Annotated in this window: 16 protein-coding genes; 9 read left to right on the top strand and 7 right to left on the bottom strand. The window is 72.2% G+C overall.

Annotated elements, in window-relative coordinates:
- Window positions 1-70 precede the first annotated feature (70 nt).
- From EBH09_RS05675 to EBH09_RS05665, 3 genes are all read left to right on the top strand, one after another.
- On the top strand, window positions 71-1,450 hold the full coding sequence (locus tag EBH09_RS05675; protein ID WP_121745863.1) for a peptidase C39 family protein: 1,380 nt from the start codon (window positions 71-73) through the stop codon (window positions 1,448-1,450).
- A 163-nt stretch (window positions 1,451-1,613) separates the two neighbouring features.
- Window positions 1,614-1,754 (top strand): SCO1431 family membrane protein, encoded by a 141-nt coding sequence (locus EBH09_RS05670; RefSeq protein ID WP_121745862.1) that lies wholly within the window; start codon window positions 1,614-1,616, stop codon window positions 1,752-1,754.
- Window positions 1,755-1,836: 82 nt separating this feature from the next.
- The gene (locus tag EBH09_RS05665; protein ID WP_121745861.1) at window positions 1,837-2,496 is read left to right on the top strand and encodes a TetR/AcrR family transcriptional regulator; all 660 of its coding nucleotides are present in this window, start codon (window positions 1,837-1,839) and stop codon (window positions 2,494-2,496) included.
- 61 nt (window positions 2,497-2,557) lie between these two features.
- Here EBH09_RS05665 and EBH09_RS05660 read toward each other — a convergent pair whose 3' ends face one another.
- The gene (locus EBH09_RS05660; protein WP_121745860.1) at window positions 2,558-3,808 is read right to left on the bottom strand and encodes a glycoside hydrolase family 18 protein; all 1,251 of its coding nucleotides are present in this window, start codon (window positions 3,806-3,808) and stop codon (window positions 2,558-2,560) included.
- Window positions 3,809-4,130: 322 nt separating this feature from the next.
- Between EBH09_RS05660 and EBH09_RS05655 the strand changes: the two genes are divergently transcribed.
- Entirely contained in the window at window positions 4,131-5,303 is a 1,173-nt protein-coding gene (locus EBH09_RS05655) for an acyl-CoA dehydrogenase (RefSeq protein ID WP_121745859.1), read from the top strand.
- Here the strand turns inward: EBH09_RS05655 and EBH09_RS39940 are convergent.
- Both EBH09_RS39940 and EBH09_RS05645 read right to left on the bottom strand, forming a co-directional pair.
- A complete protein-coding gene (locus EBH09_RS39940; RefSeq protein ID WP_121745858.1) occupies window positions 5,266-5,565 on the bottom strand; it encodes a hypothetical protein in 300 nt (99 codons plus the stop codon). The genes EBH09_RS05655 and EBH09_RS39940 overlap by 38 nt on opposite strands.
- A 225-nt stretch (window positions 5,566-5,790) precedes the next feature.
- Entirely contained in the window at window positions 5,791-6,228 is a 438-nt protein-coding gene (locus EBH09_RS05645; protein ID WP_121745857.1) for a hypothetical protein, read from the bottom strand.
- Between the two features lie 268 nt (window positions 6,229-6,496).
- On the opposite strand from EBH09_RS05645, the gene EBH09_RS05640 reads away from it, so the two are divergent.
- The 4 genes from EBH09_RS05640 to fxsA all read left to right on the top strand — a co-directional run bounded on the left by EBH09_RS05640 (window position 6,497) and on the right by fxsA (window position 10,770).
- Window positions 6,497-6,937 (top strand): Lrp/AsnC family transcriptional regulator, encoded by a 441-nt coding sequence (locus EBH09_RS05640; protein ID WP_121745856.1) that lies wholly within the window; start codon window positions 6,497-6,499, stop codon window positions 6,935-6,937.
- A gap of 115 nt (window positions 6,938-7,052) precedes the next feature.
- Window positions 7,053-8,657: an amidohydrolase gene (locus EBH09_RS05635; protein ID WP_121745855.1), complete on the top strand. Its 1,605-nt coding sequence runs from the start codon at window positions 7,053-7,055 to the stop codon at window positions 8,655-8,657.
- 525 nt (window positions 8,658-9,182) lie between these two features.
- The gene (locus EBH09_RS05630; RefSeq protein ID WP_238697192.1) at window positions 9,183-10,151 is read left to right on the top strand and encodes a polyprenol monophosphomannose synthase; all 969 of its coding nucleotides are present in this window, start codon (window positions 9,183-9,185) and stop codon (window positions 10,149-10,151) included.
- Window positions 10,152-10,197: 46 nt separating this feature from the next.
- Window positions 10,198-10,770 carry an FxsA family membrane protein gene (gene fxsA, locus EBH09_RS05625; protein WP_121745854.1) on the top strand — a complete coding sequence of 191 codons (573 nt, stop codon included), beginning with the start codon at window positions 10,198-10,200 and terminating at the stop codon, window positions 10,768-10,770.
- A gap of 112 nt (window positions 10,771-10,882) precedes the next feature.
- On the opposite strand, the gene EBH09_RS05620 is transcribed toward fxsA, so the two are convergent.
- The 4 genes from EBH09_RS05620 to EBH09_RS05605 all read right to left on the bottom strand — a co-directional run bounded on the left by EBH09_RS05620 (window position 10,883) and on the right by EBH09_RS05605 (window position 14,414).
- Window positions 10,883-11,257 carry an RNA polymerase-binding protein RbpA gene (locus tag EBH09_RS05620; RefSeq protein WP_003977404.1) on the bottom strand — a complete coding sequence of 125 codons (375 nt, stop codon included), beginning with the start codon at window positions 11,255-11,257 and terminating at the stop codon, window positions 10,883-10,885.
- A 278-nt stretch (window positions 11,258-11,535) separates the two neighbouring features.
- Window positions 11,536-12,900 (bottom strand): MFS transporter, encoded by a 1,365-nt coding sequence (locus tag EBH09_RS05615; protein WP_121745853.1) that lies wholly within the window; start codon window positions 12,898-12,900, stop codon window positions 11,536-11,538.
- A 75-nt stretch (window positions 12,901-12,975) separates the two neighbouring features.
- The gene (locus EBH09_RS05610) at window positions 12,976-13,752 is read right to left on the bottom strand and encodes a glycerophosphodiester phosphodiesterase (RefSeq protein WP_121745852.1); all 777 of its coding nucleotides are present in this window, start codon (window positions 13,750-13,752) and stop codon (window positions 12,976-12,978) included.
- Window positions 13,749-14,414 carry a hypothetical protein gene (locus EBH09_RS05605; RefSeq protein WP_121745851.1) on the bottom strand — a complete coding sequence of 222 codons (666 nt, stop codon included), beginning with the start codon at window positions 14,412-14,414 and terminating at the stop codon, window positions 13,749-13,751. The genes EBH09_RS05610 and EBH09_RS05605 overlap by 4 nt, the downstream gene beginning before the upstream one ends.
- 101 nt (window positions 14,415-14,515) lie before the next feature.
- On the opposite strand from EBH09_RS05605, the gene EBH09_RS05600 reads away from it, so the two are divergent.
- Window positions 14,516-15,972, top strand: a 1,457-nt coding sequence (locus tag EBH09_RS05600) for a PLP-dependent aminotransferase family protein (RefSeq protein ID WP_153182612.1), incomplete at its 3' end; no start/stop codon positions are given.

Here is a 15,972-nt window from a genome sequence, read left to right as displayed (position 1 = left end):
CTGCGGCCATAGTTGGCGCACATCCGTGCAACGGACCCGCCCGACTCGGACACCTGGGGGTCTTCCGCCCATGAGCAGAGCCGAACAGCCGTCCCGCAGAACCGTCCTGGCCGCAGCCGTCGCCACCGCCGTGGCGGGCAGCGCGATCCCGGCCACCGCCGAAGCCGCGCCCGGCACGGGCACCGGCGGCGCGGACCCCGACGGTGCCACCGGCCGACAGGTCGACTACCGCGCCTGGACCACGTTCCGCGACTGGCGGTGCGGAACCGCGCAGGGCACCCGCCCCGTCGCGGGCGCCCGGCCCGGTGTCGTGATCGGCGCCCCGGCCGGCACCGCCGACTACACCGACCCGCACACCGGCAGGACCACAGCCTGGGAGTACGCGACCTGGACCTCACCCGTCCACCGGCTCGCCGTGCCCTCGACCGAGGTCATCGCCTCCTGGAACGCGCACACCCCGAGCGGCACCTGGCTCCAGGTCGAGCTCAAGGGCACCTACTCCGACGGCACGGACACCCCCTGGTACGTGATGGGCCGCTGGGCGGCCGGCGACGGCGACCAGGACATCCGGCGCACCTCGGTCGACGACCAGGGTGACGGCAAGAGCAGCGTCTGGACGGACACGTTCGCCGTCGACGACGCCTCGACGGGGCTGCGCCTGGCCTCCTGGCGGCTCAAGCTCACCCTTTACCGCCGCCCCGGCACCAGGAGCACGCCCACGGTATGGCGGCTCGGCGCGATGGGCTCCGACGTCCCCGACCGCTTCACCGTCCCCGCCTCCACCCCCGGCCTCGCCCAGGAGCTGCGCGTTCCGCGCTACTCGCAGGAGATCCACAAGGGTCAGTACCCCGAGTACGACAACGGCGGCGAGGCCTGGTGCAGCCCCACCTCGTCGCAGATGATCATCGAGTACTGGGGCGGTCGCCTCACCGAGGAGCAGCTCGCCTGGGTCGACCCCTCCTATGCCGACCCGCAGGTCTGCCACGCGGCCAGGTACACGTACGACCACCAGTACGCCGGCTGCGGCAACTGGCCCTTCAACGCCGCCTACGCGGCCACCTTCAAGGGCCTCCAGGGCGTGGTCACCCGCCTCGGCTCCCTCACCGAGCTGGAGACGCTGATCGCGGCCGGCATCCCGGCCATAACGTCCCAGTCCTTCCTGGAGGAGGAGCTGACGGGGGCCGGGTACGGCACCTCGGGGCACCTGATGACCGTGATCGGCTTCACCGCCGACGGCGACGTGATCGCCAACGACCCGGCCTCGGACGACAACGAGTCCGTGCGTCGCGTCTACAAGCGGCGCGAGTGGGAGAACATCTGGCTCAGGACCAAGCGGTACAACGCCGGCGGCAAGGTCGCCTCCGGCACCGGCGGCGTCTGCTACCTGTACTTCCCGGCCCATCCGAGCCCGCGCCAGCGCAAGGCCCTCGCGGCGGTCGGCGTGCGCTGACCCGTACCGCGACGACGGCCCCCGGCGCACCGGAAGTACCGCCGGGGGCCGTCCGCTGTGACCGAGGTCTCCGCCGCAAAAGCCGCTCACGGTGGCAAGGTGGACAGGGTCAACCGCTGGGGGGCCGGGGGAGCCCACCGAACGTCGAGATCAGCGAGAAGCCATGACTGCACACACCGCCACCGCCGCCCGTGTCCGTACCGGCGGTCCCAAGGACGACGGCCCGAAGATCCTCGAGCACGTCATGGGCTGGACCCTCGTCGTGGTGTTCGCGATGCTCGTGGTGCAGCTGGGACTGCTGTGACGTGACCCTCGTGTGACCTGCCCCACGAACCGACCTGCCATACTGCGGAGGTCCCGCCGCCCGTAGGAGACCAGGGTCGAAATTGAATATTAGTCAACAACGTGCCGACGCCCGTCCCCGGGCGCGCGGCACGGAGCGCTCGTCGGCACGCCGCGCCGAACTCATCGCCATCGGGCGGAAGCTGTTCGCCGACACGTCGTACGACGCGCTCTCGATGGACGACATCGCCCGCCAGGCGCATGTCGCCAAGGGGCTGATCTACTACTACTTCCAGTCCAAGCGGGGCTACTACCTGGCGATCATCCAGGACTCCGTCGCCGACCTGGTCACCACCGCCGCGCGCGGCACCGAACTGCCCCAGGTGGACCGTGTCCACCGCACCATCGACGGCTATCTGCGCTACGCCGAGCACAACCAGGCCGCCTACCGCACGATCGTCAGCGGCGGAGTCGGTTTCGACGCCGAGGTGCACGCCATCCGGGACGGTGTCCGCGAGGCGATCGTCGCCACCATCGCCGAAGGGGCGTACGGCCGCTCCGACGTCGGACCGCTGGCCCGAATGGGACTGCTCTCCTGGGTGTGCAGCGTCGAGGGCGCCACCCTGGACTGGATCGGCCGTCCCGGACTGCCCCGCGAGACCATGCGCGACCTGCTGGTGAAGTCGCTCGGCGGCACCCTGCGCGCCGTCGAGGAACTGGACCCCGCCTACCCGGCCCCGGCCCCCGCCCGCCGGGACCCGTGACAGGCACGGCGCAGGGGCGGAGACCCGAGCCGGCCTCCGCCCCTCCGCCCCCGTGGGTCAGTCAGTCGATCGCCTTGATCAGCTCACCGTCGGCCGTGTCACCACTCAGCTCCCAGAAGAACGTGCCGCCCAGTCCCTGCTGGTTCTTGTACGTCATCTTGGTCGCGATGGTCTGCGGAGTGTCGTAACTCCACCAGTCGCTCCCGCACTTGGCGTACGCGGTGCCGGCCACCGTGCCGGTCGCCGGGCACGTGGACTTCAGCACCTTGTAGTCCTCGATGCCGTTCTCGTACGTCCCCTTCGCCGGGCCGGTCGCGGTGCCGCCGGGGGTGGACTGGGTGACGCCGGTCCAGCCGCGGCCGTAGAAGCCGATGCCGAGCAGCAGCTTCGACGACGGAATGCCGAGGCCCTTGAGCTTCGCGATCGTCGCCGAGGTGTGGTAACCCGCCTTCGGAATGCCGGAGTACGAGTTCAGCGGCGAGTGCGGAGCGGTCGGGCCGGTGGCGTCCCAGGCGCCGAAGAAGTCGTACGTCATGGGGTTGTACCAGTCGACGTACTGGGCCGCGCCCGCGTAGTCGGCCGCGTCGATCTTGCCGCCGGGCGTCGCGTCGGCCGTGATCGCCGCGGTGACCAGATAGTCCGGGCCGAACTCGGCACGCAGAGCGCTCATCAGTTCCGGGAACGCGTCCCGGCCGCTGGTGTCGCAGCTCGGACCGCAGGCGTTCGGGTACTCCCAGTCGATGTCGATGCCGTCGAAGACGTCGGCCCACTTGGAGTTCTCGACCAGGTCGTGGCAGGACCGGGCGAAGGCGACCGGGTTCCTCGCGGCCTCCGCGAAGCCGCCGGACCAGGTCCAGCCGCCGAACGACCAGAGGATCTTGAGGCCCGGGTGCTTCTTCTTCAGCTTGAGCAGCTGGTTGAAGTTGCCGCGCAGCGGCTGGTCCCAGGTGTCGGCGACCCCGTCGACGGACTCGGCCGCGGTGTACGCCCGGTCGGTCGCCGCGTAGGCGTCGCCCATGGCGCACTTTCCGCCGGTGACGTTGCCGAAGGCGTAGTTGATGTGGGTCAGTTCGGCGCCCGAACCGGACGTCTCGATGTTCTTGGCGTGGTACTCGCGGTCGTAGGTGCCCCATTCGGTGAAGTAGCCGACGACCTTGGAACCGGCCGCGGCCCCGGCGGCGGGTGCTTCCGGGGCGGCCGTGGCCGTGGTCGCGCCGGCGCCGGCCAGCAGCCCCGCGCCGAGGGCGACGGAACACAGCGCGGAGAGGAGCGCCCGGACGGGGCGGACGCGGGGGAGGTGCGGGACGTGCATCGGGTGTCTCCTCGTGGGGGGAAGAGGGAACGCGCGCCGATTGGCATGAACGCGGTAAGGCGTTCGGGCCGTCACCGTAGGAGGACTAGACCAGTGGGGTCAATGGTGCGGACCATTTCCCGGTGTGCGCATTTCTTGAAGTAAGCGGTCGTTAACTGGTGACTCCATGCCTCCGATCGGGCATACTCACAGCGCACAGCCGCTGGTCAGCCGCTTCCGCGACCCGGGAGTGCGAGCATCGGCCAGGCCCGTAAGACCCGGCGGCCGCCTCCACCCAAGGCGCGCATCCGCCGATGTGCCCGACAGGGAGGAGAGCGTCGCCATGCCCGACCGCGCCCCGCAGCCGGTGGACCGGCAACTGCCCACGGACGAGGCACGGGATCTGATCTCGCTCGTCCGCGACATCGCGCAGCGTGAGATCGCCCCGAGCGCGGCCGAGGAGGAGGACGCCGGACGCTTCCCGCGCGAGGTCTTCACCCTGCTCTCCGACTCCGGCCTGCTCGGCCTGCCCTACGACGCCGAGTACGGCGGCGGCGAGCAGCCGTACGAGGTGTACCTCCAGGTCCTCGAAGAGCTCGCCGCGGCCCGGCTCACCGTCGGTCTCGGCGTCAGCGTGCACACGCTCGCCTCCTACGCGCTCGCCGCCTACGGCAACAAGGAGCAGCAGGCCGAGCACCTGCCCGCGATGCTCGGCGGCGGCCTGCTCGGCGCCTACTGCCTCTCCGAGCCCGCCTCCGGCTCGGACGCCGCCTCGCTGCGCACCAAGGCCGTACGCGACGGTGACGGCTGGGTGCTCACCGGTACCAAGGCGTGGATCACGCACGGCGGCATCGCCGACTTCTACACCGTCATGGCGCGCACGGGGGAGGAGGGGCCGCGCGGGATCACCGCCTTCCTCGTGCCCGGTGACGCCGAGGGGCTGAGCGCCGCGGTGCCCGAGAAGAAGATGGGGCTCAAGGGCTCGCCCACCGCGCAGGTCCACCTCGACGGCGTGCGGGTCCCCGACGCCCGGCGGCTCGGAGACGAGGGCCAGGGCTTCGCGATCGCCCTGTCCGCACTCGACTCCGGGCGGCTGGGCATCGCCGCCTGCGCCATCGGTGTGGCCCAGGCGGCCCTGGACGAGGCGGTGTCGTACGCGGCCGATCGGCGGCAGTTCGGCAAGCCGATCTCCGACTTCCAGGGGCTGCGCTTCATGCTCGCCGACATGGCGACCCAGATCGAGGCCGGCCGAGCGCTGTACCTGACGGCGGCGCGGCTGCGCGACGCCGGACTGCCGTTCGCCAAGCAGGCGGCCATGGCCAAGCTGCACTGCACCGACACGGCGATGCGGGCCACCACCGACGCCGTGCAGATCCTCGGCGGGTACGGCTACACCGCGGACTTCCCGGCAGAGCGGTACATGCGCGAGGCCAAGGTGCTGCAGATCGTCGAGGGCACCAACCAGATCCAGCGGATGGTCATCGCCCGTCACCTCGCGGGTCCAGAGGGACGCTGAAGGCGCCGGCGACACGAAAGTCGCCGGTGGTGAACAGGTCCCCGGTGGTGAAGAAGTCCCCGAGGCCGCGCGGAGGCGCCGCGAGCCGGACCCACTCCGGGTCGTGGCGCCCCGGCAGGGTGCGGCCACGGTCGGCCCAGGTTCGCATCAGCTCACGGTAGATCGGCGGGTCCGGGAGTTGCGGAGCGGGCGGAACCGGTCCCGCGGGCACCGGGACGAACACACGGCGCCGAGGTCCGGTCGCCGAGTACGTGAGGGTCATACCCGGGCAACGCGACAACGGCGGACAGGTCACCGGCCCGCTGAATCGAGCGTGAGTTCGCGGGCGTCCGCCGTCGGGTCGCCGTTGCCGAAACGGACCTGACGTACCGTCGCCCCGCACGGGCCCGACCGCCCGGGAACGCACCGGCCCGCACCACGGCGGCCTGCTGTGAGCCGTGGTGCGGGTGGGTCGGCGGAATCGGGTGTCCCCCCGGACTGTGGACGCTCAGGCCGCCTCGCGGCGCATCGTCGGTACCCGCATCGGGCGCGAGCCCGGGCCGCCGACGTGGGAGAAGGGCTGGGTCCGCCAGTCGAGGCCCTGGGGGAGCGTCAACAGCAGGGCGGTGTCCTGCTCGTGGGGCTGGAACGACTCGTCGGCGGGCCGGGCCTCGGTGGCCCGGCGGCCGGTGCCGGCGCAGACCGAGAGCCCGAACGGGTTCCACGGCGAGGCGCACAGGGCGTGCTCCGGCAGCACCTCCTCGTCCGCCAGCAGGGCGATGGGCTGAGCGCAGTCCGGGCAGATCACCCGGTACATCTCGAAGGTGTCGTAGGTGTCGAGTTCCTCGTCGTCGAAGGCGTCGGGTTCGACGCCCTCCGATACGGGCTCGACGACCGGCTGCTGCCGCTTGGGCGCGGTACGACCAGGGCGCTTAAGACTCTGCATGGGATTCTCCCCCTCGGGCTGGGCCGGGACGGCACTGCGGCCTCGACCACAGCAAGCACTTCCCGTCCCCCCTCCGGGGTAATCACGAGAACATCACGGAGACTGTCCGGAGGGTGTGGTCTTCGTCACATGCCGTTCGCAGGTGCCCCGTGCGGCGGTTTTGTCCCCACTCGGCCCGCCGGCCGACTCCCCGTCACATCACGAACCGGGCATGACCTGGACTGCTCAGGTATCCGAGGAGATCAACCGCACTGTAGGTTCTTGCGCCATGGAGGAGCTGGACCGACAGATCGTGCAGCTGCTCGTCAAGGACGGGCGGATGAGCTACACAGACCTGGGCAAGGCCACGGGCCTGTCCACGTCGGCCGTGCACCAGCGGGTGCGGCGGCTGGAACAGCGTGGCGTCATCCGCGGTTACGCCGCGGTCGTCGACCCGGAGGCCGTCGGGCTGCCGATCACCGCCTTCATCTCGGTGAAACCGTTCGACCCCAGCGCCCCCGACGACATCGCGGACCGCCTGGCCGGCGTCCCCGAACTGGAGGCCTGCCACAGCGTGGCGGGCGACGAGAACTACATCCTCAAGGTGCGCGTGTCGACCCCGCACGGACTGGAGGAACTGCTCGCCCGAGTGCGTTCCCTGGCAGGAGTGTCCACACGGACCACCGTGGTGCTGTCGACGCCGTACGAGGCCCGGCCGCCGCGGATCTGACCGGCCGCCGTGCGGCCCCGCCCTCGCGGATCCGGCCGTCCGGGGCGGCGCCCGCACCCCGCGCGGCGGCGACCTGCGTGCGGAGCCGTACGCGCGAGGGGCGAGACTGGTGCTCATGAGTGAGTCCACCACCCCGTCCACGACCGTCCTGCTGCGCCGCGGCGAGGTCCACAGTCCCGCCGACCCCTTCGCGACGGCGATGGTCGTCGAACGCGGCCAGGTCGCCTGGGTCGGCTCCGAGGGCGCCGCGGACGCCTTCGCGGACGGCGTGGACGAGGTGGTCGACCTGGACGGCGCCCTGGTCACCCCGGCGTTCACCGACGCACACGTGCACACCACGTCCACCGGGCTCGCCCTCACCGGCCTCGACCTCTCCGGCGCCCCCACCCGTGAGGCGGCCCTCGCCCGCGTCCGGGACTTCGCCGCGGCCCGCCCGGACGACCGGGTCCTCCTCGGCCACGGCTGGGACGCCTCCCGCTGGCCCGACGGACTGCCGCCGACGCGTGGCGAGCTGGACGCGGCCACTGGCGGGCGGCCCCTCTATCTCAGCCGTATCGACGTCCACTCGGCCGTCGTCACCACCGCCCTGCTCGACCTCGTCCCCGGTGACGTCGCCCGCGCGGACGGCCCGCTCACCGCCGACGCCCACCACGCCGTACGCGCCGCCGCCCTCGGGGCCGTCGCCCCCGCCCAGCGCGCCGAGGCCCAGCGTGCCGCCCTCGCGCACGCCGTCTCCCTCGGCATCGGAACCGTTCACGAGTGCGCAGGACCGGAGATCTCCTCCGAGGACGACCTCACCGGCCTGTTGCGCCTGGCGGCCGAGGAGACCGGGCCGCGCGTGATCGGCTACTGGGCCGAACAGGACGTCGACAAGGCGCGGGAACTGGGCGCGATCGGCGCCGCCGGCGACCTCTTCGTGGACGGCGCCCTCGGCTCCCACACCGCCTGCCTGCACCAGCCGTACGCCGACGCGGGTCACACCGGCACCGCCTACCTGGACGCCGCCGCGGTCGCCGCCCACGTCGTCGCCTGCACCGAGGCCGGCCTCCAGGCGGGCTTCCACGCCATCGGCGACGCCGCCGTGACCGCCGTCGTGGAGGGCGTGCGCGCCGCCGCCGACAAGACCGGCCTCGCCCGGATCCGCGCCGCCCGGCACCGCGTCGAGCACGCCGAGATGCTCACGCCCGAGACCGTCGCGGCCTTCGCCGAACTGGGGCTGACCGCCTCCGTCCAGCCCGCCTTCGACGCGCTGTGGGGCGGCGAGGACGGGATGTACGCCCAGCGCCTGGGCGCCGAGCGGGCCCGCACCCTCAACCCTTTCGCCGCCCTGCTGCGGGCCGGCGTGCCCCTCGCCTTCGGCTCCGACAGTCCGGTCACGCCCCTCGACCCGTGGGGCACCGTCCGGGCCGCCGCCTTCCACCGCACGGCCGAACACCGCGTCTCAGTGCGCGCGGCGTTCACCGCGCACACGCGCGGCGGCTGGCGGGCGATCGGACGCGACGACGCGGGCGTCCTGGTGCCGGGCGCGCCCGCCGACTACGCCGTGTGGCGTACCGGCGAGCTCGTGGTCCAGGCCCCCGACGACCGGGTGGCGCGCTGGTCGACCGACCCGCGCTCCGGCACCCCCGGCCTGCCCGATCTGTCTCCGGGCCGGGACCTGCCCGTATGCCTGCGCACCGTGGTGGGCGGCCGCACGGTCTTCGTACGGCCGGGCGAGTGATCCACACGGCCGACGGGGCGATGATCTTCTGCCGCGTACGACCTGCGCGTCCTCCGCGCTGACCTGGGCTTTGACACGGAAGTCGCAGGTCGAACGACTGTTGACAGGCGACGGCGGGGGGCCGGTAGGTTCGGCCGAGTCCACCACCGGACGTCCGACCGGGGAATCTTCCGCGCACGCGTCGCGGCGCCGCTGGGTCAGGGACGGTGTGCCGCACCGGGGCACCGCCACTGGGAGCCAGGCTCAGCGTTCGCACCGCGACGAGGGAACGTTCCGGCCGGTCGGGAGGTGTGACCCGGGTGGGGCCCGGGCGCTCAGTAGACAACGGCTTAGGTCGACCCGCAGCCGGCGGGTCCCAGGTCGGCCCGAAGGGCGCCGGGCCCCCATCCGCCGTGCAAACGGCCCTAATCGGCCATCCATACCCCGGTCCTTGGGAAACGACACCACCGTACGGGCGTCCTGTCACGTCGCCGCAGGCCGCGGCCATTATGGTGGTCCTCTGCGTACGGACATGAAGGGGCAGCGGTGAACGACGGCGACGGGACGCCCGCGGTAGCGGGGCAGGGGAGGCGGTTCGGCCCCCTGGGCACGGCCTTGGTGATCATTCCGACCTACAACGAGGTGGAGAACATCAAGGCGATCGTCGCGCGCGTGCGCGAGGCGGTCCCCGAGGCGCACGTTCTGGTCGCCGACGACAACAGCCCCGACGGGACCGGCAAGCTCGCCGACGAGCTGGCCGCCGAGGACGACCACGTCCAGGTCCTGCACCGCAAGGGCAAGGAGGGCCTGGGCGCCGCCTACCTCGCGGGCTTCCGCTGGGGCCTGGAGCACGGCTACGGCGTGCTGGTCGAGATGGACGCCGACGGCTCCCACCAGCCCGAGGAGCTGCCCCGCCTGCTGACCGCCCTACAGGGTGCCGACCTGGTGCTCGGCTCCCGCTGGGTGCCCGGCGGCAGGGTGGTGAACTGGCCCAAGTCCCGCGAGTTCATCTCCCGCGGGGGCAGCATGTACTCGCGCCTCGCGCTGGACCTGCCGCTGCGCGACATCACGGGCGGCTACCGCGCCTTCCGCCGCGAGACCCTGGAGGGGCTCGGCCTGGAAGAGGTGTCCTCCCAGGGCTACTGCTTCCAGGTCGACCTCGCCCGCCGTGCGATCAAGGCGGGCTACCACGTCGTCGAGGTGCCGATCACGTTCGTCGAGCGTGAACTCGGCGACTCCAAGATGAGCCGCGACATCCTCGTGGAGGCGCTGTGGCGGGTCACCACGTGGGGCGTGGGGGAGCGGGTCGGCAAGGTCCTGGGCCGCGACAGGCAGCCCGACAGGGCGGCGGACGGGCCGGTCCCGAAGCGGGCGGACGCCGAGCCGGCCGAGCCGGCCGAGTCGGGCGAGAAGGAGTCGACCGGGTCGGGTGACACGAAGTCGGCCGGGTCGGGTGACCGGCAGCCGGCCGAGTCGGGCGACAAGTCGACACAGGCGACCGACAGGAACGCCTGATCGTCACCTTATGCCGCGCTGAGCCGGGGCCAGGCACACTGGGGGTATGACGACTGGCGCTCAGACCCCCGGTTCCCCCGCCCGGCCGCCGCGCTCCAGGCTGCGCACGTTCCTGCCGCTGGGTATCGCCGCGTGGCTCGTGCTGGAGGTCTGGCTGCTGACCGTGGTCGCGGGCGCCTTCAGCGGTTTCGTGGTCTTCCTGCTGCTGGTGGCCGGCATCGTCCTTGGGTCCGTGGTGATCAAGAGCGCGGGCCGCCGGGCCTTCCGTAACCTCACGGAGACGCTGCAACAGCAGCAGGCCGGCGTCATGCCCGAGGCCCGTCCGAACAGCGAGGGCAACGGCCTGATGATGCTGGGCGGACTGCTCCTGATCCTCCCCGGCCTGATCTCGGACGCGCTGGGCCTGCTCATGCTGCTGCCCCCGGTCCAGAAGACCGTGAGCCGCTACGCGGAGCGAACGGTGGAGCGCAAGCTCCGGGAGGCCGGCCCGGGCACCCTGGGCGACGCCTTCCGCCAGGCCCGCACGCACCAGCCGGACGGCAAGGTCGTGCAGGGCGAGGTCATACGGGACGACCCCGACGACGCTCCGCGGGGCCCGCGTCCTCCGCTGACGCACTGAGCGGCCCGCGGCCCGGCCCCGGACAAGGAGGGACCCACCAAAACCGCGGGTGCCGTACGTGAAGCTCACGTACGGCACCCGCGGTGTTCGGTTTGCTGCTTACGGTTTCCCGCTACGCACTCTTGCGGCTGTCTCGCGGATGCACCGCGATGTTCATCGCGCCGGAGCGCAGAACTGCCAGCCGCTCCTCGAGGACCTCTTCGAGTTCCTCGCGGGTGCGTCGCTCCATCAGCATGTCCCAGTGCGTACGCGCGGGCTTGGCCTTCTTTTCCTCCGGGCCGTCGCCGTCCACAAGGAGTGCCTGGGCCCCGCAGACCTTGCACTCCCACTCCGGCGGGATCTCCGCCTCGACCGAGAAGGGCATCTCGAATCGATGCCCCTTCTCGCATGCGTACTCCACGGCCTGGCGCGGGGCCAGGTCGATGCCGCGGTCCGTCTCGTAGCTGGTCACCACGAGGCGCGTGCCGCGAAGAGCTCGCTCACTCATGAATCGTGCCTCCCGGGCTTGTCGCCCACAGGACAGGTGTCGCTGTCGTCGTCATCCGGTCAACGTCCGGGCGGCGGTAAAGATTCCCGTCCCGACTCCCGTTCCGGGCGTCTGCGTCGCCGTCGCAGTCGCAGCCTTGCAACCAGTGCAGTACCCGCCGAAGTCCGGTTTGTCACCTCTGCTGGCAGATATGACATAGCGTTTCGGCACCTTTGACGCGCAGTAACGGTACGCCTGGCAGGCCAAACGCGTACACTACAGCCCTTTCGCGCCGAGTGCTAAATCCTTTCGGGTACGGGGTTGCCCGCGTCGCCGATCGCCCGCCGCACGGGGACCCGCGCGAGCAGCACGAAACCGAGGACGAAGAACGCCACCAGCGAGATGATCGCGTCCCGGTAGCTCCCGGTCAGCTGGTAGGTGAGCCCGAACAGCAGCGGCCCGAGCCAGCTCATCCCGCGGTCGCTCAGCTCGTACGCCGAGAAGTACTCGGCCTCCTTGCCGGGTGGGACCAGATGGGAGAACAGGGAGCGGGACAGCGCCTGGCTGCCGCCCAGGACGAGTCCGATCCCGGCGGCCAGCACGAAGAACCACACCGGCTCCCCGGCCGGCAGGAAGTACCCGGCCGCGAGCGTGACCGTCCACGCGACCAGCGACCCGAGGATCGTGCGCTTCGCCCCGTACGTCCGGGCCAGCCGGCCCAGCGCCAGCGCGCCCGCCACCGCCAGCAGCTGGACCAGCAGGACGGCCACGATGAGCGTGGACTGTCCGAGATCCAGTTCCTCGGAGCCGTAGACCGATGCCTGGGAGATCACCGTCTGGATGCCGTCGTTGTAGACGAGGTACGCCAGCAGGAAGGCGAGGGTCAGTGGGTGGCGCCGCATGTCGCGGACGGTCGCCGCGAGCTGCCGGAACCCGGGCAGGGCGGCCTTCCGTGCGCTGTCGTGCCCCCGCGCGGGTGTACGGCGGTCGCGCAGCCGCCTCAGCGGGATGAGCGCGAAGGCGCCCCACCACAGGCCGGCCGACGCCAGGCAGACGCGGACCGCCGCGCTCTCGCTCAGCCCGAAGGAGTCGTGGGCCGTGTAGAGGATCAGGTTCACGACCAGGACCAGCGCCCCGGCCGCGTAGCCGAACGCCCAGCCGCGCGAGGAGACCGCGTCGCGTTCCTCGGGCGGGGCGATCTGGGGCAGGTAGGAGTTGTAGAGCATCATCGCCACGGACTGCGCGGCATTGGCGACGACCAGGAGCAGTCCGCCCAGCAGGTAGCGGTCGCCGTCGAGGAAGAACATGCACGTCGTGGCCGCGGCCCCGGTGTACGCGGCGGCGGCGAGCAGCGGCTTCTTGCGGCCCGAGCGGTCGGCGGCGGCGCCCACCAGGGGCATCACGAGCACCGCCACGATCACCGACAGCGACACCGAGTACGCGAAGAACGACCCGGCCCGCACGGGTATGCCGAGCGGATGGACGTATCCGTCCGCGTCGGCCGCCGACTCGGCGACCGACGTCAGGTAGGGGCCCAGGAACACGGTGAGCACGCTCGTCGAGTAGACCGAGCACGCCCAGTCGTAGAAGTACCAGCCGCGCTGCTCGCGCCGCCGGTCGGCGGCCCCGTCGGCCGCCTCCGTCCGCAGGGTGTCGGTGCCCACCCGTGCCCTCGCTTCCCCGTGAACGCGCGACGTCCCGGGGGTTCGGCCGCGGACCTCGGACGGTCCCGGACCGTCTCAGACCCAGACGCCGCGGTCCTCCATGACCTTGCGCAGTGTGTCGATGTGATCGGTCATGATGCCATCCACTCCCAGGTCCAGGAGCCGGTGCATGCGGTCGGGGTCGTTCACCGTCCAGACGTGCACCTGCAGCCCGCGCGCGTGGGCGGCGTGCACGAAGCGGTGGTCGACCACCTGGATGCCCGACTGGACCTCGGGCACCTGCGCGGCCACCGCCGAGCGGCGCAGCGCGGCCGGCACGCCCCAGGAGCGCAGCCGCAGGTTGAGGACGCCCCGGGTGCCGTACGAGGTGGCCAGTCGCGGGCCGGCCAGGCGCTGGGCGCGGACCACGCGCGCCTCGGAGAACGAGCCGACGCAGACGCGGTCCCAGGTGTTCGTCCGCTCGATCAGCTCCAGGAGCGGCAGCAGCGCGGGCTCCGCCTTCACGTCGATGTTCCAGCGCACCTCGGGGAAGGTCTCCAGGAGCTCCTCGAAGAGCGGCACCGGTTCCTCGCCCGCCACGCGCGCGCGGCGCACCTTCTCCCAAGAGAGATCGGCGATCCGGCCGGCCCCGTCCGTCACCCGGTCCAGCGTCGCGTCGTGGAAGGCGACGAGCTTCCCGTCCCGCGTGGCGTGGACGTCGGTCTCGATGTACCGGTAGCCCGCCTCGACCGCGCGCCGGAACTGCCGCAGCGTGTTCTCCAGGCCGCCCGCCGTACCGCCCCGGTGGGCGAAGGCGATCGGGCCGGGGTGGTCCAGGTAGGGGTGGCGGGGGTGGCGTATCGGGGTGGTCACCGACGCAGTATCGCGCGCCGGGATTGACCCGTGGCAACCACCGTGCTGCCGCCGGATGCCGACGGGACGGCGAACACGCGCAGGAACACCTGGGCGAGCGGGCCGATCGTCACCGCGTACAGCAGGGTGCCGGCACCGACCGTGCCGCCGAGGGCGAAACCCGTCACCACGACCGTGATCTCGACGGCCGTGCGCACCAGGCGCACCGAGAGTCCCGTGCGCTGGTTCAGCCCGGTCATCAGGCCGTCCCGCGGGCCGGGGCCGAACCGCGCGGCGATGTACAGCCCGGTCGCCGCGCCGTTCAGGACGATCCCCGCCACCATCATGGTGATGCGCGGCGTCCAGCCGTGGGCGTCGGGCACGAAGGCCAGCGTGGCGTCCATCGCGGCGCCGATCACCAGCACGTTGGAGATCGTGCCGAGACCCGGCCGTTGGCGCAGCGGGATCCACAGCAGCAGCACCGCCGCGCCCAGGAGGGTCAGCACCACGCCCATCGACAGGCCGGTGCGCTCCGCGAGGCCCTGGTGCAGCACGTTCCAGGGTTCCAGGCCGAGTCCCGACCTGACCAGGAGTGCCGAACTCGCGCCGTACAGCACGAGACCGCCGTAGAGCTGTGTCAGCCGCCGTGCGAGATGCCGCTGCCCGGATCGCTGCCTGGACAAGAGGTGCCCCCTGTGTGGTGGTAGTGGCCTGCTGCATGACACCCTGTGGCTTGAGAAGGTGAGTCAACCATGGCCAATTCGGGGAAGGTGGACTGATTTCCATGGCGCAGTGGACCTCGGCCGTGGGGGCGGGGCAGCTCGCCCGGCTGCTCGGCTCCCAGCAGGACCGCCCGGCCGGGCCCGGCACCCGCCGACCGCCCGCCTACCGTGCGCTCGCCGACGGCGTCCGGCTGCTGGTCCTCGAAGGACGCGTCCCGGTCGCCGCCCGGCTGCCCGCCGAACGAGAGCTGGCCCTGGCCCTGACCGTCAGCCGCACCACCGTCGCCGCCGCCTACGAGGCGCTGCGCGCCGAGGGCTTCCTGGAGTCCCGGCGCGGCGCGGGCAGCTGGACCGCCGTGCCGGCCGGGAACCCCTTGCCGGCGCGCGGCCTGGAGCCGCTGCCGCCCGAGGCCCTCGGCTCGCTGATCGACCTGGGCTGCGCGGCGCTCCCCGCGCCCGAGCCCTGGCTCACCCGGGCCGTGCAGGGCGCCCTGGAGGAGCTTCCCCCCTACGCGCACACCCATGGCGACTATCCGGCCGGACTGCCCGCGCTGCGCGCGATGATCGCCGAGCGCTACACCGCGCGCGGAATCCCGACCATGCCCGAACAGATCATGGTGACCACGGGGGCGATGGGCGCCATCGACGCCATCTGCCACCTCTTCGGGGGGCGTGGCGAGCGCATCGCCGTGGAGTCGCCCTCGTACGCCAACATCCTCCAGCTGATGCGCGAGGCCGGGGCCCGGCTGGTTCCGGTGGCGATGGCCGAGGGGCTCACCGGCTGGGACGTGGACCGCTGGCGCCAGGTGCTGCGCGAGGCCGCGCCCCGCATCGCCTACGTCGTCGCCGACTTCCACAACCCCACCGGCGCGCTCGCCGACGACGACCAGCGGCGCCGGCTGGTGGAGGCCGCCCGGTCGGCGGGGACGGTGCTCGTGGCCGACGAGACGATGAGCGAGCTGTGGCTGGACGACGGAGTCGAGATGCCGCGCCCCGTGTGCGCCTTCGACCCGGCCGGGTCCACGGTCGTCACCGTCGGTTCCGCGAGCAAGGCATTCTGGGCCGGGATGCGCATCGGCTGGGTCCGCGCCGCGCCCGACGTGATCCGCAGCCTGGTCGCCGCGCGCGCCTACGCCGACCTGGGCACGCCGGTACTCGAGCAGCTGGCCGTGCACTGGCTGTTCAGTACCGGCGGCTGGGAGCGGGCCGTCCAGGTACGGCGCGACCAGGCCCGCCGGAACCGGGACGAGCTGGTGGCCGCGGTGCGCCGGGGACTGCCCGACTGGGAGTTCGAGGTGCCGCGGGGCGGGCTGACGCTGTGGGTGCGGACCGGGGGCCTCTCGGGCTCTCGGCTCGCCGAGGCGGGGGAGCGGGTGGGCGTCCGGGTCCCGTCCGGCCCGCGGTTCGGGGTCGACGGGGCCTTCGAGGGCTACGTCCGGCTGCCGTTCACCGTCGGCGGTGCGGTGGCCGAGGAGGCGGCGGTGCGACTGGCCGCGGCTGCCCGGCTGGTGGAGAACGG

The sequence above is a fragment of the Streptomyces sp. E2N166 genome (assembly GCF_003671715.1).
In the GTDB taxonomy this organism is placed as follows: Bacteria; Actinomycetota; Actinomycetes; order Streptomycetales; family Streptomycetaceae; genus Streptomyces; species Streptomyces thinghirensis.
Note: the sequence above shows the minus strand (reverse complement) of the source record. Positions and strands in the feature narration are given on the sequence as shown.